The organism is Myxococcus virescens, from assembly GCF_900101905.1.
Classification (GTDB): Bacteria; Myxococcota; Myxococcia; order Myxococcales; family Myxococcaceae; genus Myxococcus; species Myxococcus virescens.
In genome coordinates, this window is the sequence record NZ_FNAJ01000009.1 from 265,515 (window position 1) to 291,700 (window position 26,186).

General features: G+C 68.6%; 24 protein-coding genes and 1 other RNA gene. 5 read left to right on the forward strand and 20 right to left on the reverse strand.

Annotated features, from left to right (window positions below; translation table 11 throughout):
* Window positions 1-10 precede the first annotated feature (10 nt).
* A complete protein-coding gene (locus tag BLU09_RS25205) occupies window positions 11-742 on the forward strand; it encodes an RNA methyltransferase (protein WP_090492023.1) in 732 nt (243 codons plus the stop codon).
* Between the two features lie 37 nt (window positions 743-779).
* On the opposite strand, the gene BLU09_RS25210 is transcribed toward BLU09_RS25205, so the two are convergent.
* The 3 genes from BLU09_RS25210 to BLU09_RS25220 all read right to left on the reverse strand — a co-directional run bounded on the left by BLU09_RS25210 (window position 780) and on the right by BLU09_RS25220 (window position 2,830).
* Window positions 780-1,046, reverse strand: a complete 267-nt coding sequence (locus BLU09_RS25210) for a vegetative protein (RefSeq protein WP_090492024.1) — start codon at window positions 1,044-1,046, stop codon at window positions 780-782.
* A 154-nt stretch (window positions 1,047-1,200) separates the two neighbouring features.
* Window positions 1,201-2,460, reverse strand: coding sequence for a S1C family serine protease (locus BLU09_RS25215; protein WP_090492025.1), 1,260 nt, complete (start codon window positions 2,458-2,460; stop codon window positions 1,201-1,203).
* Window positions 2,461-2,542: 82 nt separating this feature from the next.
* Window positions 2,543-2,830, reverse strand: coding sequence for a hypothetical protein (locus BLU09_RS25220; RefSeq protein ID WP_090492026.1), 288 nt, complete (start codon window positions 2,828-2,830; stop codon window positions 2,543-2,545).
* Window positions 2,831-2,925: 95 nt separating this feature from the next.
* Between BLU09_RS25220 and BLU09_RS25225 the strand changes: the two genes are divergently transcribed.
* From BLU09_RS25225 to BLU09_RS25235, 3 genes are read left to right on the forward strand one after another with little or no spacing between them, the layout of a single operon-like run.
* Complete coding sequence (locus BLU09_RS25225) at window positions 2,926-4,002, forward strand: CFI-box-CTERM domain-containing protein (RefSeq protein ID WP_090492027.1); 1,077 nt, start codon at window positions 2,926-2,928, stop codon at window positions 4,000-4,002.
* Complete coding sequence (locus BLU09_RS25230; protein ID WP_090492028.1) at window positions 3,999-4,577, forward strand: TlpA family protein disulfide reductase; 579 nt, start codon at window positions 3,999-4,001, stop codon at window positions 4,575-4,577. The genes BLU09_RS25225 and BLU09_RS25230 overlap by 4 nt, the downstream gene beginning before the upstream one ends.
* 25 nt (window positions 4,578-4,602) lie before the next feature.
* Window positions 4,603-5,472 (forward strand): tetratricopeptide repeat protein, encoded by an 870-nt coding sequence (locus tag BLU09_RS25235; protein WP_090492029.1) that lies wholly within the window; start codon window positions 4,603-4,605, stop codon window positions 5,470-5,472.
* Window positions 5,473-5,516: 44 nt separating this feature from the next.
* On the opposite strand, the gene BLU09_RS25240 is transcribed toward BLU09_RS25235, so the two are convergent.
* The 3 genes from BLU09_RS25240 to BLU09_RS25250 all read right to left on the reverse strand — a co-directional run bounded on the left by BLU09_RS25240 (window position 5,517) and on the right by BLU09_RS25250 (window position 10,490).
* Window positions 5,517-7,436: an OmpA family protein gene (locus BLU09_RS25240; RefSeq protein WP_090492030.1), complete on the reverse strand. Its 1,920-nt coding sequence runs from the start codon at window positions 7,434-7,436 to the stop codon at window positions 5,517-5,519.
* A gap of 79 nt (window positions 7,437-7,515) precedes the next feature.
* Window positions 7,516-9,129 (reverse strand): M16 family metallopeptidase, encoded by a 1,614-nt coding sequence (locus BLU09_RS25245; protein WP_090492031.1) that lies wholly within the window; start codon window positions 9,127-9,129, stop codon window positions 7,516-7,518.
* Window positions 9,129-10,490: a M16 family metallopeptidase gene (locus BLU09_RS25250; RefSeq protein ID WP_090492032.1), complete on the reverse strand. Its 1,362-nt coding sequence runs from the start codon at window positions 10,488-10,490 to the stop codon at window positions 9,129-9,131. Before BLU09_RS25250 ends, BLU09_RS25245 begins: the two co-directional genes overlap by 1 nt.
* A 219-nt stretch (window positions 10,491-10,709) precedes the next feature.
* Between BLU09_RS25250 and ssrA the strand changes: the two genes are divergently transcribed.
* Window positions 10,710-11,075: a transfer-messenger RNA gene (gene ssrA, locus BLU09_RS25255) on the forward strand.
* Between the two features lie 1,236 nt (window positions 11,076-12,311).
* On the opposite strand, the gene BLU09_RS25270 is transcribed toward ssrA, so the two are convergent.
* The 14 genes from BLU09_RS25270 to BLU09_RS25335 form a co-directional block, all read right to left on the reverse strand.
* On the reverse strand, window positions 12,312-12,635 hold the full coding sequence (locus BLU09_RS25270) for a helix-turn-helix domain-containing protein (RefSeq protein ID WP_143043195.1): 324 nt from the start codon (window positions 12,633-12,635) through the stop codon (window positions 12,312-12,314).
* Window positions 12,636-13,325: 690 nt separating this feature from the next.
* The gene (locus BLU09_RS25275) at window positions 13,326-14,285 is read right to left on the reverse strand and encodes a hypothetical protein (RefSeq protein ID WP_143043196.1); all 960 of its coding nucleotides are present in this window, start codon (window positions 14,283-14,285) and stop codon (window positions 13,326-13,328) included.
* Window positions 14,286-14,356: 71 nt separating this feature from the next.
* Complete coding sequence (locus tag BLU09_RS25280) at window positions 14,357-14,674, reverse strand: hypothetical protein (protein ID WP_143043197.1); 318 nt, start codon at window positions 14,672-14,674, stop codon at window positions 14,357-14,359.
* A 266-nt stretch (window positions 14,675-14,940) separates the two neighbouring features.
* Window positions 14,941-16,134: a hypothetical protein gene (locus BLU09_RS25285; protein WP_090492038.1), complete on the reverse strand. Its 1,194-nt coding sequence runs from the start codon at window positions 16,132-16,134 to the stop codon at window positions 14,941-14,943.
* A 120-nt stretch (window positions 16,135-16,254) separates the two neighbouring features.
* Window positions 16,255-18,678, reverse strand: a complete 2,424-nt coding sequence (locus BLU09_RS25290; RefSeq protein ID WP_090492039.1) for a hypothetical protein — start codon at window positions 18,676-18,678, stop codon at window positions 16,255-16,257.
* On the reverse strand, window positions 18,675-19,991 hold the full coding sequence (locus BLU09_RS25295; RefSeq protein ID WP_167371151.1) for a hypothetical protein: 1,317 nt from the start codon (window positions 19,989-19,991) through the stop codon (window positions 18,675-18,677). The genes BLU09_RS25290 and BLU09_RS25295 overlap by 4 nt, the downstream gene beginning before the upstream one ends.
* A gap of 10 nt (window positions 19,992-20,001) precedes the next feature.
* Window positions 20,002-22,776: a phage tail family protein gene (locus BLU09_RS25300; RefSeq protein ID WP_090492040.1), complete on the reverse strand. Its 2,775-nt coding sequence runs from the start codon at window positions 22,774-22,776 to the stop codon at window positions 20,002-20,004.
* Window positions 22,777-23,004: 228 nt separating this feature from the next.
* Window positions 23,005-23,388: a phage tail protein gene (locus BLU09_RS25305; protein WP_090492041.1), complete on the reverse strand. Its 384-nt coding sequence runs from the start codon at window positions 23,386-23,388 to the stop codon at window positions 23,005-23,007.
* Between the two features lie 38 nt (window positions 23,389-23,426).
* Window positions 23,427-23,855 (reverse strand): phage tail tube protein, encoded by a 429-nt coding sequence (locus BLU09_RS25310; protein WP_090492042.1) that lies wholly within the window; start codon window positions 23,853-23,855, stop codon window positions 23,427-23,429.
* A gap of 12 nt (window positions 23,856-23,867) precedes the next feature.
* Window positions 23,868-24,320: a hypothetical protein gene (locus BLU09_RS25315; RefSeq protein WP_090492043.1), complete on the reverse strand. Its 453-nt coding sequence runs from the start codon at window positions 24,318-24,320 to the stop codon at window positions 23,868-23,870.
* Between the two features lie 20 nt (window positions 24,321-24,340).
* Window positions 24,341-24,745 (reverse strand): minor capsid protein, encoded by a 405-nt coding sequence (locus BLU09_RS25320; protein WP_090492044.1) that lies wholly within the window; start codon window positions 24,743-24,745, stop codon window positions 24,341-24,343.
* Window positions 24,742-25,062 carry a hypothetical protein gene (locus tag BLU09_RS25325; RefSeq protein WP_090492045.1) on the reverse strand — a complete coding sequence of 107 codons (321 nt, stop codon included), beginning with the start codon at window positions 25,060-25,062 and terminating at the stop codon, window positions 24,742-24,744. The genes BLU09_RS25320 and BLU09_RS25325 overlap by 4 nt, the downstream gene beginning before the upstream one ends.
* The gene (locus tag BLU09_RS25330) at window positions 25,062-25,709 is read right to left on the reverse strand and encodes a hypothetical protein (protein ID WP_090492046.1); all 648 of its coding nucleotides are present in this window, start codon (window positions 25,707-25,709) and stop codon (window positions 25,062-25,064) included. Before BLU09_RS25330 ends, BLU09_RS25325 begins: the two co-directional genes overlap by 1 nt.
* A 12-nt stretch (window positions 25,710-25,721) precedes the next feature.
* Window positions 25,722-26,153, reverse strand: coding sequence for a hypothetical protein (locus BLU09_RS25335; protein WP_090492047.1), 432 nt, complete (start codon window positions 26,151-26,153; stop codon window positions 25,722-25,724).
* Window positions 26,154-26,186 lie beyond the last annotated feature (33 nt).

The window sequence follows — 26,186 nt, forward strand, 5'->3', positions numbered from 1 at the left end:
AACTCAGCGCATGCGGCCAGGGGAGCAGCTTACCGTTGTCCTTCATCAGACGCGTTCAACCGACAACCTCGGCGCCGTGGCCAGAATCATGGCCAACTTCGGGTACTCACGGCTGATTCTGTCCGAGCCGGTGCTGAAGTCGATCGAGGGCGCGGAGCGTCTCGCGGTCAAGAGTGACTTCGTCCTGCGGGGCATGGAGGTGGCGTCCGACCTGGGCGAAGCGCTGAAGGACTGCGTGTACGCGGTGGGCACGACTTCTCGTACCCAGCTCAAGGGACGCACCGTGCTGACGCCGGAGGAGGCCATGCAGCGGCTGGCGGAGGAGAGCGTGCGCGGACGTGTGGCGCTCGTCTTCGGCGGCGAGCAGCGGGGCATGTCCGACGAGGACCTGGCGCGGTGCACGGACGTGCTCGCGATTCCCACGTCGGCGGTGCAGCCGTCCATGAACCTGGCGCAGTCGTCAGCGGTGCTGCTGTACCTCTGTCACCGTCAGGGGCTGACGCCCACGGCCGCGGTGGAGGCGGCGCCGGGCGCGAAGCTGGGCACGCTGGGCGCGCTGGCGAAGCGGATGCGGGACGTCATGCTGCGCGCGGAGTTCCTCAACCCGCAGGCGCCGCAGCACGTGCTGAACGAGCTGGAGCAGACGTTGATGCGTGCGCGGCTGACCCAGCGCGAGGCGGAGCTGTGGCTCACGGCCTTCAAGCACCTGGAGCGCGCGGTGACGCGGGGCGCCTCTACCTGAGGAAGAGGCCGCCCCGGCGCCGACGGCGAGTCGCGGTCTACGCCGCGTCCTTCTTGAAGGCCTCGCCGTGGTGCTTCTCGCACAGGCCGCCCTTGAACGTCTTCACGCGGCAATCCGGCTTGGAGCAGGTGCGGTAGCGGCTGTGCGGCAGGTCGCCCTGGCGCCACTGCTTGTAGTGGAAGTAGCAGTAGTTCTTGGCGCGGTACGGGCGCTTGCAGCCCTCCACGGTGCACGCCTTCTTGCCATTGCTCTTGGCGAAACGCGGCCAACTGGTGCGCTTCTGGGTCGTCTGGGCCTCGGCCATTGCGAAACTCTCCTGCGAAACGATGCGAAGTCGCGGCGCCACACCGAGGTGGACCCGCCGCAAGGGTACGGAAAAAGGCGCACTGTCTAGCGCCCATGACCCCCGAACGCAAGGAGCCCGGGAAACCAGGGTTCAGCACGGCCCAGTCCGGACTTCAGGGCGCGGGGGCGTCTTGGCCAGAACCCCCCGTCCCAGGGGCTGCTTCCCCGGGGGGCGGAGTCGCCCGGCGGCCCTTCGAGCGAGGCACCGGGGACAGCAGGTCGTCCACCACCGGCTGAGGGGCCCCCGCGTGCCGCCCGGGCGCGGTGCTGGCCACGGTGGGCAGGGGCGTCTCCTCGGAGGGCATCTCGTCCAGCTTCAGGGTCAGCTTCATCGGGCGCCCCAGCCGGTGGACCTGGAACTTCACGTCGCGGCCCACGCCCCGGGCGGCCACCTGCCAGCGCAGCGCATGCGCCCGGCGCACACGCCGCTGGTCCACGCGGACGATGACGTCGCCCACCTGCAGGCCCGCGCGCTCGGCCGGGCCGCCTTCGACGATGTCCGTCACCACCACCCCGCGGCCTCGCCGCAGGTTGAAGGCCTCGGCCACCTCTGGAGAGAAGTCCTGCACGCTCATGCCCAGCCATCCGCGGCGCACGCGGCCGTGGGACTTGAGGTGCGGAATCACCGTCTTCGCGATGTCGATGGGGATGGCGAAGCCGATGCCCTGGCCCGCGACGTTGACCGCGTTGGCCACCGCCACGACGTCACCGTGCAGGTCCAACACCGGCCCGCCGGAGTTGCCCGGGTTGATGGAGGCGTCCATCTGCATGTAGTCGAAGTCGCCGTCGCGCCCGTTGGGCGTCACGTCCGTGCGGCCCATGTAGCTGACCACGCCCACCGTCACCGAGTGGGCCAGCCCGAACGGGTTGCCGATGACGACAATCCAGTCCGCCGAGCGCACGTGCGACGCGGAGGCCAGTTTCAGCACGGGCAGCTTGCGGGGCGCGGCGATTTTCAGCAGCGCGCAGTCGGTGCGGGCGTCCTCGCCCACCACGATGGCCTCGAACTCCTCCACGTAGCCGCGCGGGTGCAGGACGGAGACGATGACCTCCGCCGCGCCCTCCACCACGTGCGCGCTGGTGAGGATGTAGCCGTCCGGATGGATGATGAAGCCGGAGCCGATGCCCTTCTGCGCTTCTTCTCCAGCGGCGGCGGCCTGTACGTCGGCGGCCTGCTGTGTGGTGATGGACACCACGGCGGGCATGGCGCGCCGGGCGATGTCGCTCAGCGTGGAGCGTTGCTTCTGGAGGGCGCGGTTCTGTGACTCCACCCACAACCGGTTTCGCTCGCGGCCGGTGGCTTGCGCTGGCAGCGCCAGCGCGCACACCAGCGCGGCGAACAGGATGACACTCTTGCCTCGCGCCCTGCCCATGGCCCCGCCTCCACCCCGACCAGCCGCCTCCCGTGCAACCTAAGGAGGAGGGGAGGCCAGGGGAAGCGGACCCGGAGGCGAACTACTTCTTCTTCGCGATGATGCGGTTCACCGCTTCACGGTCCTCGGCGCTGATGCGCTCACGAGGCGACGAATCCTTGTTTCCGGCGACGGCGTCCTTGGCGTCCTCGTACGCGTCCTCCAGCCCGTCCTTGAGCCGATCCACCGTGGAAGGGCTCACCGAGCGGCTCCACGCTCGCTCCATGTGGTTCAAGGGCGTGCGCCCATCCACCTTGCCCGAAGCCAGGAAGACGCCGAGCCCCACCGCACAGCACGTCCAGACGATGAACTTCAATGCGTTCACGCTCACAGCCTCCTACCTATTCGTACACCAAGGGAGAGGGCGTGGCCAGTTTCCGACCGCCGCGGTGTCCAATGCGCTGACAGCGCGGGGTGGGGCCTTTAATGTCCGCGCGCTTGCAACCCGAAGAACTCTTTCAGGCGGCCCGTGAGCGGGCGGCGCAGTTGGACGTAGGGCGTGGCGACGCGGCGGTGGAGCGGGTGCGCGCGGCGGCCTCGGCCCTCTTCGTCCGTATCCCCGAACCGCCGGTGTACCGCCGCGCGGAGGACCCTTCCCGCAAGGCGGCCCAGGCCTTGCTCCCCGAAGTCGAGCGGGTGCTGGCGGAGGCGCTGGCCGCGGGGCGGGATGCCTCGGCGGTGGCCCCGCTGGAGAAGCTGGTGGCCGCGCTGCTGGCCCACGGCGAGGCGCTCTGCCACACAGCGGCCGGACGTCTGGAGGCCGCGGAGACGGCCTGGCGCCGGGCGCAGGAGCTGGAGCGCGCCGCGCACCCGACGCGCCACCTGGTGACGTCGCCGCCGCGTCCGCCGCCGGTGTTCGACAAGGGCTCGCGTGTGTCGCGCTATGACCCGCGGCCCGCGCCTCAGGCGAGCGTGAAGCTGGTGTGTCCGAACATGGGCTGCAAGCGGGTGGGGGACTACGCGTTCCTCACCAGCCACGCCTACAACCGCTTCATCTGTCCGGTCTGCCGCACGCCTTTCCTGGCGTACTTCGGCGAGCTGCGCGGGCTGGAGGTGGAGGTCGGCCGCAGCTCCAAGCGGTACTTCTTCACGGTGGACGAGGTCGGCACCACGGGCAGCACGCGCATCGAGTTCGAGGAGGCCAGCGGCCAGGAGTTCCCCTCCGCGCGGCGCGACTTGCTGGCGTTCGTCTACACGGAGGCGCGCGAGCTGAAGGCGGTGGTGAACCTCACCAACCAGCGGCTCATGTGGGTGAGCCCGGCGTCCTCGTGCTTCGTGGCCACGGTGGCGTTCGGCGAGGGCGCGCCGGAGCTCGTGGCCTTCCGCGCCTACCGCGACGACGTGCTGCGGAAGAGCGCGCCGGGTCGGGTGTTCATCCGGGGCTACTATCGGTGGGGCCCTGACGTGGCGGCGTGGGTGTCGAGGCGCCCGGCGGCGCGTGAGGGTGTGCGGTGGGTGCTGCGGCGGGTGCATGGCCGCCTGACCAGGAGTGGATTCGAGTGACGGATAGCATCGGAGCTCCGCCTCCGGCCCCGAAGAAGGTGGGCCGTGGAACGAAGCTGGTACTGGGACTGCTGGGGGCGCTCGGCGTGGGCGGCGTGGTGTTCCTGGGCGTCCTGGAAGCGCAGCGAGCCCGGCTGGTGCCGGATGGGACGACCGCGCCGACCATGGAGATGGCACGCCATGGCGGCGGCACGATGAAGCTGGAGGACCTGAAGGGCCAGGTGGTGATGCTGGACTTCTGGGCCACCTGGTGCCCGCCGTGCCGTGAGGAGATGCCGGCGCTGGTGAAGCTGGCCAAGGAGTACGAGCCGCAGGGGCTCGTCTTCGTGGCGGCCAGCCGGGATGACGGCGACCGCGCGCCCAAGCTGGTGGAGGCCTTCATGCGCAACCACCTACCGGAACTGGCGCCGTACGTGGTGTACGCGGACGACAACGTGGCGCGGGCCTTCCAGGTCAGTGCGCTGCCGACACTCTACTTCCTGGATCGCGACGGCAAGGTGATCGACGCGCAGCGCGGCGCGCTGTCCGAGGACGGCATCCGCCGCCGCATCGAGCGCGCGCTGAAGCAGCCCTGACGCCTGAGTACGGGGGGGATTTCACATGTCCTGGTTCCTGGCGCTGTCCCTGCTCGCGGCCACGCCGGAGGGCGGCGCCGCGAAGAAGGCGGAGGACGCCGAATCGCTGCGTCTGCGCGCCACGAAGCTCTACCGCGCGAAGAAGCTCGGCGAGGCCTGTCCTTTGTTCGAGCGCGCCGCGAAGCTCGCGCCGGAGCACGGCCCGACGCTGGCGGACCTGGGGCTGTGTCTCCAGAAGCAGGGCCGGAAAGAGCAGGCCCTGGCCGTCTACCTGCGCGCGCTCAAGGCGAGCGGCGCGGACGCCAAGACGCGCGCCAACGTCTACTTCAACCTCGCCGCGTTCCATGACGTGACGCCTGAAGCCCTGACGCTGGAGTACCAGCCGACGCCCAGGGGCCACTACCTGGCCATCCGCGGCGCCGGGCCGTGCGCGGACCTGCCCTCCTCGGAGCCGAGCTGTGGCACCGTGCTGCAGGCGTGCCTCAGCGAATGGGTGACGCCCGTCGAGGCCGTCTACGCGGAGACACCCCCGATGTTCTACGCGGAGACGGGCTTCAACATGCACGTCAACGGGGCCGGAGCGCGGGAGGACGCGTCCGCCCCCACGCGGCGTGGCGAGGCAGGGTACTGCCCCAACGCGCCTTCGCCGGCGGATGGGGGCTCCCCGGCGGGGCGGCACTGCCTCTATTGGGAGAGCAACGAGCTGCTCGACGAGTGCCACTACAAGGAACACGTCTGCGAGGCGCAGCGGGAGCCGTGGCTGAAGAACGCAGGCAGCTGCAAGTTCGTCTACGTGAACCCTTGCGAGGGCCGCGTCGCCGTCGCGTGTGAAGGCGCCCGCTTTTCACCCAAGCAGGTCTGGGTCGGCGAGGTGCGGGTGGCGCCCGTCCGCTGAGTGGGGCGGGCGCCTCACGGGCGCTCCGCCCCTGCTCGCGTGGACTACGGCTTGCCGTCCTTGCCCGGGGCCGCGTTGGCCGGCGTCGTTCCCGGCGGCGGCGGCTGGCCCGCTGGGACGACGGTCTCCTTCTTCTCCGTCTCCAGCTCGGCGCGCACGAGCCGGAAGTCGACGCGCCGGTTCTTCGCGCGGCCCAGCGCCGTGTCGTTGGTGGCAATCGGGTTGTCGAAGCCGAAGCCCTTGGAGCTGAGGCGCTTGCGCGCGATGCCCTTGGCCACCAGGTACTCGAGCACGGACTTCGCGCGGCGGTCGGACAGGCCCATGTTGAGGGCGCGCGAGCCGCGATTGTCGGTGTGGCCTTCGATGAGGACCGGACCCAGCGTCGGGTTCTTCCGCAGCACCGTCGCCACCTCGTCCAGCAGCGGGTACGACTGCTTCTGGATGACGGCGGAGCCCGTCTCGAAGAGCACGTTGCCCTTGATGCGGATGCGGTCGGACTCGACGACGACATACGGCGGCGAGTCGTACGGGCAGCCGTTGTTCTCCGGCGGACCGAACTGCTCGGGGCAGTCGTCCTCGTTGTCGGGCACCTCGTCACCGTCGGTGTCCGGGCAGCCGTCGTAGTCCTTCGGGCCGGGCTTGTCCGGGCACTTGTCGAGCTTGTCGGCGATGCCGTCGCCGTCCGCGTCGTTCTCGTCCTCCGGGCAGCCCTTGTTGGACTTGGGGCCCGGCTTGTCGACGCAGGCGTCCTCGCCGTCGACGACGCCGTCGCCGTCCGTGTCGTAGTTCGGGTCCGGGCAGCCCTTGGTGTGCTTGGGGCCCTTCTCGTTGGCGCAGCCGTCCTCGCCGTCGGGGATGCCGTCACCGTCGTTGTCCGGGTCGGGGCAGCCGTCGCCGTCCTGGAAGCCGTCGATGTCCTCGGGCTCGTTGGGGCAGCGGTCGCGGATGTCGGGCACGCCGTCGCCGTCCGAGTCGATGAACGTCTCGTCGTAGCGCACCGCGAACATCACCCGCAGGGCCTCACGGCCGTAGCCGCTGGACAGGTTGATGCCGCGGCCGACGTTGAGCTCCATGCCCCAGTTGCCCCAGACCTTGGCGCGGGCGCCCACCAGCGCCTCCCACGGCGTCTTGAGCGTGTCGGCCTGGTCGAAGTTGAAGGGGCGCACCAGCGGGGTGCCCAGGTGCATTTCCGCCACGGCCTCCACGTCCGTGAAGCGGCCCATGTTGGGCAGCTCCGCGATGGCGCCCGCCCCCAGCGTCAGCTCGTCATCCACGAGCAGGTTGAGGTACTGCGCGTGGGGCCGCAGCCGCACGCCCACGTTGCCGAGCACGCGGATGGGCACGGGGAGGGCGGTGAATCGCTGCTCCAGCGCGATGCGAGGCGCCCAGAGCACGCCGCGCTCGCCGGTGAAGCTGGAGGCGCTGCCGGTGGGCAGCCGGACCTCGGCGACGAGCGACACGCCCACTGGGAACGTCTCGCGGTCCAGCAGGTGGACGCGCGGCAGCAGGCGGATGTCGCCCAGCGTGGTGCGGCCCACGCCCGCGGCGCCCGGGAAGTTGGGCGCGTTCAGCGCGTCGCGCAGCAACTGGAAGTTGTCACCCTGGAGCAACGTGACGGGCAGGTCCACCGCCAGCTCCAAGCGCTCATGGAGCTGATAGGCGAACAGCAGGTGCGCATCGAGCCGGTAGGGCAAGAGGTCGCCCAGCTTCTCGTCGCCCAGCTTCAGGGCGAGGATGCGCCAGTTGAAGTCGAACAAGAGCGCCGCGCGGAAGCTCCCAGCGGGCAGCGCGTTGCTCGTGCCTTCCAGCGCGATGCCGCTGTGCTGAGCCGCGGTGGCCTTGACGGGAACGGCGTCGAATCCGCGGGCGAACGGGTCGTGGTCGGCGTGCGCAGCCACCGAGGCCAGAAGCAGGCCCAGGACGACGAGTCGGGTGGCTGAACCACGCAAGCTGAAGCCTTGCATGTCTCAGGCTCATAGCACCCGACTCCGGAGGGTGGAAGGAAATGACCCACCCCCCGGCACTGCTGATTACAGCCGTGTGTTATTTCTCCATGAACTGCTGCGCGGGGATGACCTGGATGGCCTCCGGGCGCAGGGGCAGCTTGGACGAGGAGATGGCCTGGTCCTGCGTCAGCAGTTCCTCTGACTTGGGTGACGCGTAGGTGATGGGCGACGGCGCACCGGAGCGCAGCGCCTGGGCGAGCCCGTCGGCGTCCTCGGTGACGAAGACGAAGTTGAGGGCCTCGGGCTGCACGCGGCGGCGGAGCGCCTCCTGGACGGACTGCGGCGTCATCTTCGCCATGGCCTGGCGGTACTGCTCCAGGAAGTCGGGCGTGCCGTAGAAGCGTCCGTCAATGGCGTAGCCCAGCCGGCGCTGGTCCGTCTGTTCCCACAGGCGGGTGTAGCCCTGGAGGAAGCCGCGCATCAGCTCGAAGCGCTCCTGCGGGATGCCCTCCTTCACCATCTGGTCCAGGAAGAACACCGCGCCGCGCGTGGCGAACACGCCGTTGGTGGGCACCACGGGCCGAATCCACAGGGACATGTCCTGCTGCGTGCGCGCGATGTTGGTGCGGTTGTACGTGGTGCCGGGCGACTCGATGAAGTGCTCGGCGTAGGCGTAGTCGCCGTAGTTGAGGCCGCGCTTCTCGCGCAGCTCGGTGAAGAGCACGCCAATGGACTGGCGGTGCTCGCCCAGGTTGGACATGGCGAAGGCCACCGGGAAGAAGTCCGGGTCGCCGCGGCGGATGGTGCTGACAAAGCCCATGCTGACGGCGGTGGAGAGCGTGGGCTTCTGGATGATGACGGTGCGGCCGGCCGTCGTCGGCACGGCGGGCAGCTCCACGCGCGGAGCGCCCTTCGCGGGCAGCGCGGACAGGCGCGAGCTGAGCGCCTGTGCGAGCGCGTCATCCACCGCGCCCGCCAGGCCGATGACGAGCCGGTCCTGCGTGAAGACGCGCTGGGCGTGGGCCTTCACGTCGTCCAGCGTAATCGCCTTCAACCCCTGCACGGTGCCGCCCGTGAAGTGCGCGTAGGGGTGGCCCTGGTAGAGCAGGGCGTCCAACGCGACCTTGCCCAGGGCCTCGTCATTGGCGCTGCGCAGGCCGTTCTCCACGTCGCTGATGGCGTTGGCGCGCAGGCGCTCCAACTCGGCGGCGTCCAGGCGCGGGGCCAGGAGCACGTCGGTGAAGATGTCCTGGAAGCGCGCCAGGAAGTCCTTGTGGACGCGGCCGGAGAGCGTCGTGAACTCCTTGTCCACGAAGACGTCCAGCTCCGCGGCCATGGGGTACAGGGCCTCCAGCAGTTGCGAGGCGGTGAGCTTCTGCGTGCCGCCCTCCGCCATGAGCTGCGCGGTGAGGGCGGTGAGGCCCTCCTTGCCCTTCGGGTCGTCCACGGAGCCGGTGTGGAACACGAGCCGGAAGGAGACGATGGGCGAGTCCGGACGTGCCAGGACGACCTGCTCCATGGGCTTGGGCTGGCGCAGCGGCGTCGCGGGCACGGCCTCCGGGCGCGCGGGCTGCGGAGCGGGCTCGGGCGCCGCCGCCTGGGCGGGCACCGCGGGAGGCGGCGCGTTCTCGTCGGGAGGCGGCTTCGGCGTGGTGGCGCAGCCGACGAGCCCCAGGAGGGCGGTGAGGGACATGAGCGCTCGGGTCTTCATCACTTCGTCCCTCCCTGGGCGTCCGTCTTGGGGGTGAGGCTGAGCAGGATGAGCTTGTTGGCGGTGAGGTAGCGCTTGGTGAAGTCGGAGAGCTGCGCGGGCGTCACCTTGGGCAGGCTCTGCAGGTGGCGCTGGAAGCCGTCGGGCGAGCCCGTGACGCCGGCGTACCAGCCGAGCTGGATGCCCACGTCGCGAGGCGTCTCCAGGGCCATGAGCGCGCCGTAGCGGGCGTGGTCCTGGATGGCCTTGAGGCGCGCGGCGTCCACGCGGCCAGCGGCGAGCCGGCTGACCTCCTGGAGCAGCGTCTTGCGGACGGTGTCGCGGTGGCGCTCGTCCTTGAGGGTGGCGGTGAGGGTGAAGAGGTGCGGGTCGCGGTGCTCGGAGTAGTCACTGCCAATGGACTCCACGAGCTGCTTGTCCAGGACCAGCGTCTTGTAGGCGGGGCTGGTGGGGCCGGCGAGGTAGTCCACGAGGAGCGTCTGGATGGCGGCGTCGACCGGGCTGGTGCCGGCGCCGGGCGTGCGCCACGCAATCACCTGCCGGGGCTGCGTGGGTTGAGGCCAGTCGATGTGGGCGGTGCGAGGGCCCTTCTGGGGCGGCTCGGCGGGGACGGAGACCTGGGCGGCCTTGCGGTCCCAGGGGCCGTAGTGCTGGCGCACGAGCTCCATGACCTTGGCGTCGTCGAAGTCGCCGATGATGAAGAGCAGGGTGTTGTCGGGCGTGTACCAGCGCTCGAAGAAGGTGCGGCTGTAGTCATAGGCCTGGGGCATCGCCTGGATGTCCTTGTAGAAGCCCATGGTGGTGTGTTGGTACGTGTGGCGGGTGAAGGCCGCGGCGTTGAGCTCCTCCTCCATCTTGAGGAAGGGGGCGGCGGCGTTCTTGTGGTACTCGCCGAGCACGGCGAGCGCCTCCGTCTGGAAGGACGGCTGGCTGTACTCCAGGTTCCGGAAGCGGTCCGCCTCGATTTCGATGAGCTGGGGCAGGCCGGCGGTGGGGCCGTAGGAGTAGTAGAGGGTGATGTCGTCGGTGGTGAAGGCGTTGTCGTCGAAGCCGAAGTTCCCGAGGATGCGCTCGCGGTCGCCCTCCGGGTGCGTCTTCGTGCCCTTGAACATCATGTGCTCGAAGAAGTGGGCGAAGCCGGTGCGGCCGGGTTCCACCTCGTTGCGCGAGCCCACGCGGACCACGGTGACGTAGGCGATGATGCCGCGCGACGGGTAGGGCACGCGGACCACGGTGAGGCCGTTGGGCAGGGTGTCCGTGTGGAGGGTGTACGGGAACGCGTCCGACGCCGGGGTGGGCGCGGCGGCGGCCGGCAGGGCGGTGCCCAGCAGGAGCAGAAGGAGGGGGAGCAGTCGTCTCATTCAGGTGCCTCGTGGCCGGGACGGAAGAAGCGGGACCCGGCGGGTAGGCGACCCTACGACGGCTGGCTCGGTGGGGGAGGGGCTTGTGCGCGGAGTGTCTACGGCCGTGCGCCCAGATGTGCCCGCGGCCATTCAGGAGGATTGACGCGCCCCCGTCAGCGGTTAATCTGAGGAAGACGCGGCGCAGTGAGTGGCCGCGTGACGTGCAGTGAACCTACCGGGGGCGACCTGGTTTCGACGGGGGCAATGAAGTTCGAGACGCGTGCCGAGCTTGTCAGGTAGCTCGTAAATTCAACCCGGCAAAGACACAAAAGCCAACGACAACGTTGAGCTCGCGCTGGCTGCCTAAAAACAGCCCATAGTGCGCGGTCCCCCCGCCCTCGGCCTGTGGGGTTGGGACAGACCGTCATAATGCAGGCTGGCTGCCGAGGGCGCCTGGACCCGAGGTGGCGAGACCTTTCCAGGACCGGCTCTGAGTATCCCGTCCGTGGGAGCCTCAGGGACGTAGCAAATCGCGGACTACGCACGTAGGGTCGAAGAACGGACGGCTTTCGGACGCGGGTTCGATTCCCGCCGCCTCCACTGAATTCCCCAGCAATCCTACGGGGTTGCTGGGGGTGTAGTAACCCCGTAGTGACTCGCCCTTTTCGGGGCCCTCACCAGGGGCGTCGGGGAAGGGCAGCTTGAGCAGGGCCACCTGCTCGCAGAGTACCGGCCAGGACGGCGAAGTGTAGGTGTCCACGATGTCTCCTTCGGGGCCGTGAGTCACCCAGCGCAGCAGCTCCTTCCGGGCCCCGTCTTCCAACGCGCAGGTGATGAAGGTGCGCCGGGCGTCGTGCTGACGCCGGGGGCGCAGGCCGAGCTGCTCCAGGTCCTCGAGGAGCCGCTTGTAGGCCGAGGTCGAATTGAGGATGCCGGTGTCCGCCGCCGGCACGATGAAGTCCTCCGGCGTCGGCTGGCGGCCGTAGCACCGGGCCCAGCCCTCCGCCTGCCAGTCCTGGAGGATGCGCGCGAGCACCGGGTGGACGGGCACCTCTCGCACCACCCCTGTCTTCGTGGCGGCCTTCAGGAGCTTCTTCTTGACGTCGTAGCTGCTCGCGATGAGCAGCTTGCCCAGGGGCAGGAGGCGGGGCTGGTGGTGCGAGAAGCGCCGGGGTGTCGCTTCGTTGATGCGCATGCCCCCGAGGAAGAGGAGGGCGTAGAGCACCCGGCGGTTCTCCGGGATGTGCCGGGTGGTGATGAGCTGCACGGCCTCCTCGCGGGTGAAAATGGCGGTGTGGCGCCAGGCCAAGTCTTTGTCCCGCTTCTTCGGCAATTCGCCGCGGCGAGCGGTGAGGACGCACGGCGTCGCGCTCACCAGTTCCTCTCGCAGTGCGTCCGCGAACATGACGCGCAGCACCCCGTAGATATGCAGGATGGAGCGCGGCGCGAAGTACGGCTTGCCCTCCTCGTCCTTCAACGCCTGGAGGGCGCGGACGGCGGCGAGGATGTGGCGCGGACGCACGTCGGCCAGCACCAGGTCCTTCAGGTACGGCATGGCGTGGCTGATACGCACCTCGTCGTCGTTGATGGAGGCGATGCCGCGCGCTCGCCGCTCCTTCAGCCAGTGCTGGGTGTAGCGCCCCACGGTGATAGGGCCCAGGTCCGGAGCGGCGAGCCCACTCTCCCGCTCAGCCGCCACCTTCCGCTCGATGGCCGCCAGCAGCTTCTCGGCGCTCGCCTTGTGCATCGTCTTGGCGGACTTGCACTTCTGCTTGCCGTCCAAGCCCGTCCAGCCAATCCAGTAGAACTTCGAGTCGGCGCGTAGGTAGACGGTGCCCATCACCCACCCCTCGCGTACTGCGCGGCACGGGCCTCGATGGCGTCGTCGGGCACTTCGGCGTCGTCAGCCAGCGCGGGGGGCTGGTGGCGCAGCACCTCCAGTAGCTGCCGGCGGCTCACGAGAATCCGCCGCACCGTGCCGTACCGCGTGAGCTGCCCGCTCTTGAGCCACGCCTGGATGGCGGCGCTGCTGGTGCGCGCGAGCGTCGCCGCCTCCACCAGCGTGAGCATGTCCACGTCCCTGCCCGGAACGCTCGCGCCCATCTCCTCGCGAATGACTCGCCGGACCATCCCTTCAAAGGCCGCCAGTGTTGTTGCATCCATCTTCGACTTCCCCCACTCGGACAAAGGTGAACAACTTCTGAGGTATGACGCGCGGTGACTACGTATTGAGTCACCCTAGTGCCCGAGGCCGACTGGCCCGGCTGGCGCCGGCATCGACCGCGAGGATGTAGAGCAAGGTGTGCGCCAGCTTAGGGCGGCCCGGCCGCATGCAGCACAGCCGCGGGCAGGCGCGCACCGCTGGTGCGCCGGGTGTTGGTGGGCGCGCACGTCGCGCGTGGGGCGTGCGTGCCGTTCGTGGACGCACCGTCCACCCATGCGGAGTGCTGCGGGCACGGCCGCCACGCGGGGCGACCTGCCGCCGAAAGACGGGTTCCGCATGTGCTAGCGAACACATGCGAAAGCCCGCGGGCGCGAGCGCTAGGACTGCGACGCGCAGCCACGAAAGGCGCGGTGGGGATGGCGGGGTGTCGTGCTGGATGCCTCATGCCGCCTCCCGAAAGACAGGTCCCGCTGGTGGCTCTGAGGCACCAGCGGAATCCTGCGGACACGCCCGGCGCACCATGAGGTGTTCCGGGGCCCTAACGGCAGCCGGACAAGGAGTCTAGCTACCGTATCTCGAATGGATGCGTGAGGTAACCCGCCGCTCAGAGCACAGCGGGATACTGCGAACTTCAAAGCTACTACGTGCTTCGGAAAGCTAGCTGCGACTGTGGGGCGATTGCAAGCCCCTCAACGAGAAATCGACTTCGGCTCGCCGGCTGTCCCGTTGGGTGGCACCAGCACGGGTACCCAGCACTTGCCCTTGTACTCGTACTGATCGTCGGGACAGGCGCCATCCTCGGCGGCAGTCTGCACCCAGCAGCCGCCCTTGATGTCCTTCTGGCTGCCACGGCAGGGCGGGCGCTTGTGGTTCCGGAAGGGACTGTCCGGGATGGCCGGAGCGAGCAGCATCGGAGGCGGAACGATGCCGCCCACGTCATAGACGGCTGTCGGAGGAAATTCGAGCGCCGCCCTGGCGACGCCGGAGGTGAGTGCGGCCTCGTCCTGCTCCGTGGCGGGCAGGGCGAGCGCGAAGCGCTGCAGCTCGGGCGGAGGTGGGGGCGCGTCCCGGTGCGTGGCGAGGAGGTAACTCGTGCCCAGGTAGCCTCCGCCGAGCACGTAGCCGCCAACCAGGAGGCCTAGGGCGGCATTCTTCCCGTGCCGCGAGGCGAGTTGCGTGGCGCGGCGCTTCATGCGCAGCCACCAGCGCGTCAGGCGCGACGGGGGCGGCGTCAGCAGGTGGTCCAGCACGTTGGGGCTGCGCAGCAGCGACTCCAGCACCCCCGACACGTCGCGCATCGTCACGGCCATCTCCTCGCAGAGCTCGGCCGCGGAGACAGACACGGGGGCCGTGGCGGACAGCACCTCGAAGGTGGCGCGTCCCTGCATGGAGCCGACGCGGGCGGACCAGGCGCACGGGCTGTTCCCGTCCAGCTGCTCCTCGGTCGGTCGAAACACGAACGACGGGTTGCCGGTACGGACGTTGTGCGCGAGGTACGCGTCTCCCAGTTCGGTCCCGCGGGCGACGCACCGGCCCACGTGGTACTGCCCGACTCTCCCTGTCTGCTGCGGGCCTTCGTCGTCGCGCGGCCCAGTGCCGCGCGTGGCCTCTGACGTACCACCACCGCGCTTATTCACGCCTGCACGCATGCCCCTCTCCCGTTCGGCTGCCTGGGGGACCACCAGCCGTTCAATCTACCTGGACTGCTTGGAATCCTGTCCTACGACTTACGCTTGGAGCTGCGAGGCCGCGACGGCGCAGGCGCGGCATGCACCGCTTCCTTCTTCACGTCTTCGAGGTGCTGCTGGTAGCTGTCCCGCTTCTCTTGCGGTTGCTCCCGGTGCCACTGCTCCTCTGCCCACGTCAGCATCTGCTCGATGATGTCGTTGCGGCTCCTGTTGACCGTCCGGGCAATGGCCTCCAGGCGTTGCCAGTGCTGCTCCCGCAGGCGGAGCGGCACCCCGCGGATGGGGTTGTTGCTGTGGTCTTCTAGAACCGGCGCCACTTCGAGGACTCCTCGCGTGAGTGCATGCTGCACGGGGGACCTCCCTCTTACGTGGGAACCATTCATTGCGGCAAGAATGGTATCGGACTTGGTATCTGTCAAGTCGAATTTGGTATCTTATTTGGTATCGCTTTGTCCGGGCGGAGCAGGCCTCTCCGAGGGGGCATCGGCCTAACCCCCCTCGAAGGGTCTGCGTGCTGCGCAGCCCCTTCGGGGACAACACCCAAATTCTGGGTAGCGGAGGGTCAAGAGGGAGTTGACCCTGCCGGGTGACACCCCGGACCTGGGTATCGAGGGGCCTACAGTGGTTCCGCACCGAGTCCAAAGAGGGTGCTCGTGCTGGTGAGCTTCCCTTCCACTTCGTAGACTGCCCCCTTCTGAAGCTCCATTACGGTGGCTCGTGCGTGCTTCGAGAAGGACATCTGGATGTCCTGGATGAGCGATGGAGAGTTCCGGCCGCACTTGAATTGGACGGTGTACCCGCCCAACATGCCTTCGCTCACCTCTACGACCTCCAGGTTCCAGGCAAACCCTTTGCCCTTGTATGACTTCCAGAGTTCGTCCTTCTGGATGTCCGAGAGCTTCGAGCTGGGCCCAAATGTCCTTGAGACCTGTGCGCAAGACTCCTTGATGTAGTCCGCGCGCCGTTTGGCACTAGCCTGCTTCTCCTCTTCCTTCTCGACCTTTTGAGTGAGGTCTTCAAGACGTTGCTGCAGTGCCGCCAGTGGCTTGTCATTGGGCTCGGACTGAAGCGCAGTGGCAATGCGCTTGTGTGCAGCATTTAGGGTTGCGCGGGCGCTCGTTATGTCCTTGGCGGCTAGTTGGGCCTGAGCGTCCTTTAGCGATGCGTTCGTGTCGTCACGAAGTGCATCCCTTTCGGTCTTGGCTGCAAGCGCCACTGCGTCCGCGCGCTTCGACGATTCAATCTGCCCGGCGAGAGCCAAGTACCTGAGTCCCTCACTGCGTTCCTTGCTAAGCCGCGCTTGCCCTTGCGCATAGAGCAGGGTTCCGCAGCGCTCCTTGTGGTTGGCTGGAATTCCGCCCGCTGACACTGCTTGCTCGCACAACGCCAGCACGTCTTCATTCTTGCTGCTGGCGGCAAGGTCCTCGAACTTCAATGCGAGTTCAGTCGCCCTGGCTTCAGCCTCCAGGCGCCTCTTCTTCGCTTCGTCCATGTTGGCTTGGGCGCGCGCTTGGGCGGTCTCTTCTGCGCCGACTGCGCCGAGGCCGAGCAGTGTAAGCACTACTCCCCCGATGGCTCCAAAGCTCGCGAGGACGCGCAGGCGCGGGACTTTGACAATGGCGAAGATGCTGCCTGCGACTGCCAGCACCCCCAGGATGATTCCGGGAGTGCCTGTCATTCCAATGGCCGTGATAATGCCGAGGCCGAAGCATGAGCCGATGAGATACGCGAGAACTTGGACGCCCATGCTGGTCTTCTTCTTGGGCCCAAGCGAGTTCTGCTGTGACGGACCGTTCGACTGCATCGTCATGTACTCCCCCTGTGATGACGGGGACGTACATCGGAGAATCGCGAAGAACAATGGGGCAGTCCCTCCCTATGGGCGGGTTTGGCTCGACCCCCATTGCCCCGTCAGGACTCCCAGCGCCGCTCATTCCGCGCCCCTGAATGACACGCCGTCGAGGCTGACGAACGACGCGCTTCCTGTGGTTAACGTGACAGTTCCGTCCGTTCCGATGGCGAGCGCCCCTATCACTACCACTCCGCTGCCGCACACCACTGGATGGTCCACGACCGACAGCGGGCGGTACTGCTCGGGAAGGGTAAACGCAACGGTGTTGACAGTGGTTCCGGCCATCGCGCCCTGAAGTCGCACGCGGCCCGTGCTGTCACGGAAGAACGTTGGCGCCGCGCGGCCATTGGCCGCGTATGGGCCCCATCCATTTGCGAAGACTACGACCGACCTGGGGGCCTGTTGAGGCGTGGTGTAGGGATCGACGGAAGCATTGTCGATGTTCACCGCTACCGTGTCGCTCGCCCTGCCTGCAAATAGCCGGGCGTACCGAGCCCTAGCCGGGGCAACCGCATGGTTCACCAGGTGGGTCCACGAACCAACAGAGGTGCCTTGGCTCAACGCTGCTCCCGTGGTGATTTCGGTGAACGTTGCGTCGTACCACCTCAACTCCAGTCGCGCTCCGCCCGTCCCTGGTGTCCCTGTCGGCTTCAGGTAGCGAAGCCGCGCCACATACGTCTGCCCAGGCATAACGGCGAAATATTGGGACACGAGCAACTTCGCGCCCGCCGTCGTCGCCGGAAACGACACTGCATAGGTGGCTGTGTCCGCTTCCGTCGTTCGGACTGCATCGACGCCAAACGTACCAGACGCCATCTGCCAGCCATCCGGTGGCTCGCTCCCGCCTCGCGTCCACGCCTCGAAGGAGGGGTTCGGGGTCAGGCTGGAGAAGATGACGAGCGGAGCCAAGTCGTTCGGTGCCACGTACCGCGGCGCCAGCTCCACCTGCGCGGAGGCGGGCCCGACGTTGCCGTGGATGTCGCGCCCGCGCACCATGGCGTAGTGGGTGACGCCTGGGGGTAGGTCTGCCACCTCGAAGCGCGTGGCGCTCGCCGCGGCCTTGAGGGTGGCGTTGCTCGGGGTGAAGCCGGGCGAGGTGGATACGTGGAGCTCGTAGGTGTCCCAGGCCGGGCCGGAGGTGCTGGGCCTGAAGGACAGTGCGAAGCCGTTGACGGTGGGCGTAGGCTGCAAGTCGCCGGGCGCGTCGGGACCCTTGAGCTTCGTGGTGACCTGAATGCTCTTGAGCGCGGCGTTGTGGGCAGTCAGGGGCGCGGCGTCACGCGCGCGCCATTCCAGCACGGAGGTAGCGGGCCGGCCGCGCAGCTGCAGCTTCGTCTTGGCGACGCCGCCCGCGAAGGTGTGGTCGAGGTTGACGACAGCCAGCTCCACGGGGGCGCCCAGGGTGACTCCGTCCGGGAGGACGCGCACCATGTCATTCACCTCCAACGGCCAGAAGTAGGGCACCTCGAATTCGAGCGTGAGCGACGAGTCGGACAGGTCGGCAATGGCCGCGTCGGCCAGCCTCTGGGCCTCGGCCTGCGTGTTGATGTTGGAGGCCGAGGCCTCCGCCACCTGCATGTACCGACGCCCGTACTCGGCGATGCTGGTGGGGTTGGTGGCCGTCACCGTCTTACGCTTCTCGTTGCCCAGGGCATCCCGGTCGTCCTTGTCGGTGTAGAGGACCTCCACGACGTTGCGGATGTCGCGCAGGGCCCGCTTGGCCTGCTTCAACTCGCCGTAGTGCGCCGGGCCGAACGTCCAGACGGGCTCGCCGGCCAGGCGCTCCGGACACTGGAGGGTGAAGGCCCAACCGTGGCCCTCGCGCCAGCGCAGGCGCACCTCCCAGCCGAGTTGCTCGGCCAGGGCGCGCACTGCGTCCCAGACGGGCTCGCGCTGCTGCGTGTACTTGCCGAGCTGCCACATTGGGTCCACTGGCACGTACAGCCCGGGGCCCGTGCCAGTGGGGATGTTGTCACCGATGATTTGGGCCATCACCGTCTGCACGGCGACGCCCACGGTGTCGTTGCCGTAGTCGCGCTCGACTTCAATGAACCAGTCCTGAAATACGCCGGCGAAGTCCCGGCCGTTGAAGGAGAGCTCCTCGGGGCCAGGGTCCACCTCGTCGATGCGGCCGAGGAACACCTGCCGCCAGGCGTCTGGCCGGGCGCGTCCGCTGCTCGTCTGCACCTCAATCCGGAAGCGCCGGCCCTCCTTCAACAGCGGCATGAGGAGTCCACCGGGCCCGCGGTTGGCCACGCTCGAGTCCACCATGGGGGAGAGGGAGGTGACGCCGCCGGGCCCGCTGCGGCGCACGCTTACCGTGGCCACGCACACCGTCGCGTCCTGCGTCTCGGACCACTGCGCGCCCATCACCCAGTCGCGGCCGAGCAGGGTGCTCAAGTCCACCTCGGAGTTGTCGGGGCGTACCACCACCACGCGCAGGTGGGTGCCGTAGTTGCCAGCGAGCAGCGTGGCCCGCTCCTGGTTCGTCAATGTCCTCATGGTGCCTCCTGAAGCGTGAAGGCGAAGTCCTCGCCCTGCACGCGCTGGGCGCCCTCCCACCACTCCATGGCGTCACCCTGGCCGGCATCGCCCAGGACGAGGGCGGGCCGGTGCAGGCCGGCCCCGGTGGCCCGGTGGTACGGCAACGGCCCAAAAGGGGCGCCCGAGTCACGCCAAGGCGCAAGCCACGCGTCGGGGGCGCGGTAGGGCAGCGCCACCAGGTCGCTCACCAGCAGGGAGTAGTTGAAGGGGTTGATGACGCCACCTGCCACGCCGGCACGGTGGCGCACGGTGAGCGCGCCGTTGTCGTCCACCTCGGCCAGGCCCGTGGTGCCGGGCAGCCGAAACGGCGCGGTGGACGCGAACCACGGCGCCACCCACGAGTCGGGCACCGTGTAGGGCAGGACGACCAGGTCGTCGATAAGGAGCGGGACTCCGCCCACGTTGGGGATGCCGGGGCCTGTGGTCCCCCGGCGGTTGAGCAGATACACGGCGCCATCGGGCAACTGCGTGTAGTTGCCATTGGTCGCGATGAGGGCCCCAGCGGACGGCGCATGACTGCCCACCACGCCATCGCGGCTCAGCGGCAGTCCGGCCCGGTGGAGGTACAGGTGCCAGGTGCTGTCTGTCTCCAGCCGCGCCCAGTAGGCCACCGTCCATTGGCTGCCGAGCTGCGTGGGCCAAGTTGCCGAGGTCCCTTCTCCGAATGTGGCGCATTGGCCGTACCGTCCGGGCTCGCTGACACTCGCGTCCACGTCGCTCGGCTCAAGGCCCCAGTTGGAAGTGAATCCGTCGTCGAAGGACCAGGTGTGGCCCAGGTGTGGCCCAGGCGCCGCCGCATCCACGCACACCGTGCCATCCGAGCGCTGGACGTAGTGGTGCCACTGCACTCCGTCCACGCCCAAGACGCGGGCCCAGTAGCCCACCGTCCAGTCCTCGCCGAGTTGCGTGGCCCAGCTGACGGATTGCCCATCGCTCAATGCGAGCGCATATCCCTCGTACCGCCCGAAGCTCGGCAACGCCGTCGGCGTCCCGACGGCGTTGGGCCACAGGCCGCGGCTCGATAGTAGGTTGCCGGCGAAGGACCAGGAGTCGCCCTCGCCGTCGATGAGCGCGCGAAGCGCCGCGGAGGCGGCGAGGGACAGCGGCCCGGTGCCGCCCTCGTAGGCCATGAGCTTCCGGCGCGCGCTGCTGCGCGGGTAGCCGCTGAAGGTGCGCACCTTCTCACCCAGTAATACTGGTGAGTAGCGCAAGCCGCTCGACATCGAGACGGGCACGGGGATGCCGGAGAGGGCGAGGAAGGGCAAGGGCATGGCGCGAGGCTCAGGTGCGGAAGGAGAAACGCTGGGAGAGGCGCGCGAGGGTGCGCTGTAGGTTGCGCCCGCTCTCCTCAATGGCCTCGTCGATGTCGTATCCGGTGATGTAGTTGTTGACTGTGATTGATGCAGGCGTGTCTGCCATTGCGCCCGCCGTCTTCGTGTAGCGGTCGTTGCGCGGGTCGTTTGGCTGCTTCCAGTCGGGCAGCTCCTCCCCTCCGCGGTTGCGCAGGATGCCGTCGCCGCTGGGCTGCGGTGGGCGCGCGCCACCACCGGACGAGGTGGGCGGAGGCTGTCGCGTGGGCTCCTGGCTGGGGCCGTCCTGCGCGTCCTGGGACTGATACCGCCGCAGCATGACCTTCCACGCGGTCGGCACGTTGGAGAGGGCGTCAGTGGCCTTCTGCAACGCCTCCGTGTTCCTCAACACCTCGGCCGTCTCGCGGGCCTTCGCCTCCGCCGTCTCCCAGGTGAGGTCGTTCAACGCCTGGAGGGACTCGCCCATGGCGTTCGTGTCCACCTTCATCTTGTCGAGCGAGTTGGCGAACTTCTTCAACGAGTCGATTCCGAGCCACTCCACCGCCTTGCTGATGCCCCTGATTACGGCCTGAACGGCGCCGACGATGCCGTTCCACACATGGGCGAGGCCCTGCGCCACGGTGAGGATGACCGTGGCGATACCCTTGAGCACCTTGAAGAGTGCTTCGAGGACAGGCCCTGCGATGAGCTGGAGCGGCGTCATCACCATGAGGACGGCCTGCGCCACCGCGGTGAGGATGGGCGCCAGCGTCTGGAAGATGGCGCCCACCAGCACTAGGGGCGGCACCAGCGGCTCCAGGACCTGGCCAAGCACCTCGAACACCGGAGTGAGCGCGCCCACCACTGCGTCGATGATGAGGAAGATGGCGCCCACCAGCGGCTGGAGCGGAATCAGGACGGCGCCGAGCGCATCCGCCACGTGCTGGATGACGTTGCTCACCATTTCCATCAGCACCTGGAAGCCCTCGGACTGGGCGAGCAGGTCCATGATGACGGCGCCGATGCCAGCGAGGGGATTCATCCCGCCCGCGAGGAAGCCCTCCGCGAAGCTGTTGACCAGGTCATTGACGCGCCCGAAGGCGGCGCGCACCTTGGAGACGATGGCGACGCGGGCGTCCTCAATCGCCTGTAGCAACTCCGCGGAGAGTCGGCGGGCCTTGTCGCCGATGGCCTTGAAGTAGGCCCGCGCGCCCGTGCCCCCGTGCTTGGCCAAGTCCTTGATGGTGTCGGCGAGCTGCTCGTTGGCCTGGATGACGGGGGCCGCCACCTTGTCGAGCCCCATCGCGGCAATCATCCGCTCGTCGTCGTCGGCCATGCGGACCTTGGCCTTGCCTCCGGGGAGCGACATGGAGGGGAGCCACTGGGCCAGCGTCTCAATCAGCTTCGGGATGCCGAGCTGCTCGCCAAGCTCCTTCGAGTGCTTCCAAGAGTCCTGGAATCCGAAGACGACGCCGTCTGCCGCAGCCTTGCCCACCTCGGCGGCACCGGCGACCATCGACGTGGCAGCGGCTTTGGCGACGCCCGCTGTCGCGTCAGCAACGGCCTTCGCCTTTGCGACACTCGTGCTGACGACCTCCGCCAGGTCATCGGCGGTGACATTCTGCGCGACGTCCAGCGCAGCGTTGAGGCGGCCCATTTGCAGGTCCTTGGGCAGCGCCTTCACCAGGGGGGCCATCATCTTGGCCCCCTGCCGAATCATCCACGCGAGGGTGGAGAGGGAGGAGCGGACGATGAACTCGATGCCAGCGGTGACAGCCCTGACGCCCGCCGTAATAGTGTCCCAGACCTTGCCGGCGAAGCTGCCGATGGAGGCGAGGATGGCCGCCACCGACTGCTTGATGCCGTCGCCGGCAATCTTCCAGACGCCATAGATGGCGCCGGCCGCAAGCACGATGCCGGCGAGTGCGGCGGCCAGGGCGATGAGGGGCACCATCAGCCCGCCCAGACTGCGGAGAAAGGGGCCGATGGCCCCCGTGGCCTCGGCGGCGTCCTTGCCCGCGCGCTTCGCGGCCTCTCCGGCCTCCTTCGAGGCCTTCGCGACCTCCTTACCGGCCTTCCCGGCGGCCTCTCCAACGCCCTTGGTGGCCGCAGCGGCGTCCGTCGCAGCCTTCGCAGCCTCCTTCCCGGCCTTCGCGGCGGCTGCACCAGCGGCCACGGCTGCCGCCTTGTTGCCGTTGAGCGCAGTTCGCATCGAACCGCTCAGCTTGTTGACGCCAGCGGTGATGCCCGCGAGCCCCACCGACTTGTCCAGCTTGCCCAGCACGCCGATGAGGATTCCGCTGGACTTCGCCAGGCCTTCGACGACACCCGCCAGCTTGCCCACGGTGCCGATTGCGAGGCCCAAGCCGGCCACCCAGGCGGCCATGTCCGCCGCCGCGCGCTTCTGCGTGGGGCTCAATCGCTGATAGGTGGCCACCAGCTTGTCGATGAAGGCCGTCAACCTCTTCACCGCGGGGCCGAAGAGGTCTCCGATGTCCGCGGCGAGCGTGTAGAGCAGGTCCGTCAGGTGCTTCAGCTCCATCCGGAGCTCGTAGTTGGAGGAGGCCGCCGCCGCGACGGCCGCGCCGATGCCTGCCGCGACGATGGCGCCCAGGTTGCCGATGGGTTCGGCTGCCTCCTTCACCTTCTTCGCCATCTCCTCGGTCGCCTTCGCCAGGTCCCCCATCGACTTGAGGGCCTGGCCAATGGACGCGGTGACGACCACGTACAGGTCGCCAACCTTCAGGCCGCCGGATGCGCTGGACACGGTGCTACTCCTTCGCGCGCTGGCGCACGCGGTACGTGAGAGTCTTTCCTTCACTGCTTCCGCGTGCGGCGGAGGCCCCGGCACTGCGCGAACCTCCGCGCGCCGCCCCTCTCACCTCGTCGGCTTCGAGCGCCGCATGGGCCAGCAGGTGGACGACGTCACTCGCCGCCCACCTGCGCACCTCATACGGGGATTGCCCCGTCAACTTCACCACCGCGAAGAGGGCATTCAGCTCGGGGTGGTCTCGGAGTTTCCCTTCGCCTCCTCCACGGAGGGGCCACCGAAGGCCTTGATGAAGTCGGCCTGGTGCTCCTCGAGCCACGCCTCCAGCCGCACGGCCTCCAGGTCCTCGTCGGTGAAGACGCGGCGCGCGCCGCCGGGGAAGTAGAGGCAGGTGATGGCGACGCGGGCGATGAATCCATACGCGGCGAGGCCGTCCACCGGCTGGCCCTTTTCGTTCACCTCGCCGGCCTTTTGGGCCTTGTCGAGCATGGAGATTTTGTCGCCCTGGGTGGGCTCGCAGATGGCGTACTCGTCGTCGCCCAGGCGGATGCGCTTGTGCTCCTTGCGCGGCATGCCGATGGGCTTGCGGAACGTGGGGGTGGCAGTCATTGCGGATGTCTCCTGTGGGGTGGGTGAGAGGGATTGCGTCAGATGGCGACGGGGGCGCCGGCGCAGTTGAGGGTGACGGAGAGGGTGACCAGGTCGGTCACGCTCTTGCCTTCCTCGTACGTGTCCACCGTTACCGGGTAGCGCCAGCCGCGGCTGCCCTCGGTGGCGTTCTCGTCCTCGATGACGAGGAGGTAGATGATGGTGTCTGTTGTGAAGGAGCTGCGAAGCAACACATGCGGAGCGCTCCCCTTGAAGAGGTGCCCCGACAAGGGGATGGTGAAGTCCTTCAGCGTCTTCTTGCGGCGCTTGTAGCCGTCGCTGCCGAAGTAGTTGGAGTCCACCTGGTCGGCGCTGAAGGAGACGGTGGCCTCGCTCATGCCCTCCAGCCTGTTCGCTTCGGAGGGCACCTCGGCGGCGGTGGCTGTGAGGTGGAGGGCATCGACGTAGGCGGCAGAGGGTCCGGGCATGGGGTGCTCCTTTCAGCGTGAGTGCTGCTTGAGGTAGGCCGCCAGCACCTGCGCGACGCCCTTGCGAGCGACGCCTCGGGAGCGGCGGAAGGCTTTCTTGAGGAAATGGGGCGGCGGGCTGACGATTTGCGCGCCCCAGTGGAACCCCTCGTGAATCGGGCCGGCCTCGGGGTGCTCGTACCCGGCCGTCCACGAGGTGGAGAGGGGCCGCCCGAGGTTGTATTCAGGGCCCGAAATGAAGCCGGATTCGGCTAGCGGCGGGGGCAGTTGCTCGCCCGCGTCCCGCGCGGCCTCTTCCGCCATGGCGCGCTCCCAGGGAGCGGAGCGCGGCACGAGGAAGCTGGAGAAATCGAGCGTCTGCCGCACGGCCGCGTGAATGGGCGCGTCCAGCTTGCGCAGCACCTGACGGGCGTTGCGGCGCAGGGCAGCAATCTTGTTGGCGTCGAGGCGGACTCTGACGGGCATGCCCCGTAGAAGGGGTGCCGTCAGGCCGAGTATCGCGCGGTGAGGTTGAAGACGAAGCGGAGGGAGCCCTCGCCATCCGGGCCCATGAAGTGGGGGCCCGCGCCCTCACAGCGCACGTCCACGTAGCCGGGCACGCGCGCCAGGTGCAGCGCCGTCCAGCACCGCGCCGCCAATTCACGCGTGGCCGTGTAGCTGCCCTTGGGCCCGCGCACGATGACTTGCACGTCCGGCGCCAGCACGCCGCGCCCGGTGCCCAGGTAGAGGCCTGACTCGCCGCCCGTGTGGCGGAGGCACACCATCCGCGGCGGCGCGCTGGGGGGGAAGGGGCCGGGGTAGAGGGTGGGCGGGTTGGTGGTGCTTGAGAGGTCCAGCCCTGCCGCCTCCAGGTACGCGGCGAGCTCGAGCTCCACGTCCCTCGGTGTCACAGGTACACCTCGTAGTGGTCCACCGCGCCCATGAGGTTGACGTGCGTGACGACGTGGATTGGCGGCTTGCCGGCGTCCTCGTCGTCCGGGCTGGTTCCGGGCGGGTACACCCTATCCTCGGGCCGCACCTCCACGGCGCAGTACATGAGTCCTGCGGCCACGCGCTCTTCGCCGTCGGTGGTGACGATGCGCTTCATGGTGCCCTGGTAGCGACAGGCGTGCAGCTCCGGCTCCGCGTACTCGTGCTCGCCGCGGGCATTAGTGACGAGCAGGCGTTCCAGCCAGAAGCGCTGGCGCAAGGCGTGGCCCATGAGCATCAGCGCAGCCTCCGGTACGGGGTGAGCATCTGCCGCGCGGTGGAGGGCAGGGCGGCGCGGCCCCCGCCCTCGCCGGCGAAGTAGGACATGCTGGTGCCCCCGATGCTCTCACTGGCGACGTCGGCGGGCTTCCCATCGCGCGAAAGCGCGGCCGTCGCGGCCTCCATGGCCGCGAGCTGGATGGCGACAGGCAAGTCCACCACCAGCGAGGAGTCCATCGCGGCTTGGCCCGGCGTCACCCAGCCAGCGTCATAGGTGACAACCACCTCGCCCGTGTCGCGCGCCTCCAGCGGCGTGGGGGAGACGCCCGGCGACCAGGAGCCCGTGAAGGGCCAGCGCGAGGAGCGCGCCACCAGCCGCCCCAAGAGCGCGGAATCGAGCGCGTAGGACGCGGCGTCCACCTCGACGCCGCGCACCTCCACGCGCACCACCTGGCGGACGGCGCCGCCCTTCAGCCAGAGGTGCGGCCCGCCCGTGCCCGCCACAGACTCCACCACGCCGAGGCGGCGGTGCAGCGGATAGCCGACGTAGGACGCCACCGCTTCGGATGCGGCGGTGATGAAGAGGGCCAGCCGCGGCCCCTCCACCGCCGTTCGCGCGGCGAGGGGCAACTGCTCGGCCGTCAGCAAGTCCTGGGGCGCGGGCATGGTGGTGTCACCTCACAGGGGCCGGCGGGAGCTGCCGCCCACCACCAGCAATGCGCCCGTGGTGAGCGTGGGCGAGGAGCCACCGACGAGAACCAGCTCCTGCACCACGCGCAACTCCTCGTGGTCGTCGCCGAGGCAGGTGAAGTCCAGGTCCAGCTCCACGGCACCGTTGGCCGCGGAGGCCTCCACGGTGATGGGGTCGCCGTCCCGGTCCACCACGGGCGCCCACGTGCCGTCCGGCTCCCGCGACTCGAAGCTGAAGGTGGCGCTCACTTCGGTGGGCGCACCAGTGGCGGCGCCGACGAGCACCGCGAGGACGCCGGACTTGTAGGGGGTGACGTCGATGGCAGGACCCTGCACGGTGCCGGTAGCGCGGGCAGAGGGGGCCAGCGCCACGACGTCCGTCTTGATGTAGGCGCCGATGTTGACGAGGGAAGGGTGCATTGCGCGTTTCTCCTGTGAGGCTTTGAGAGGGAT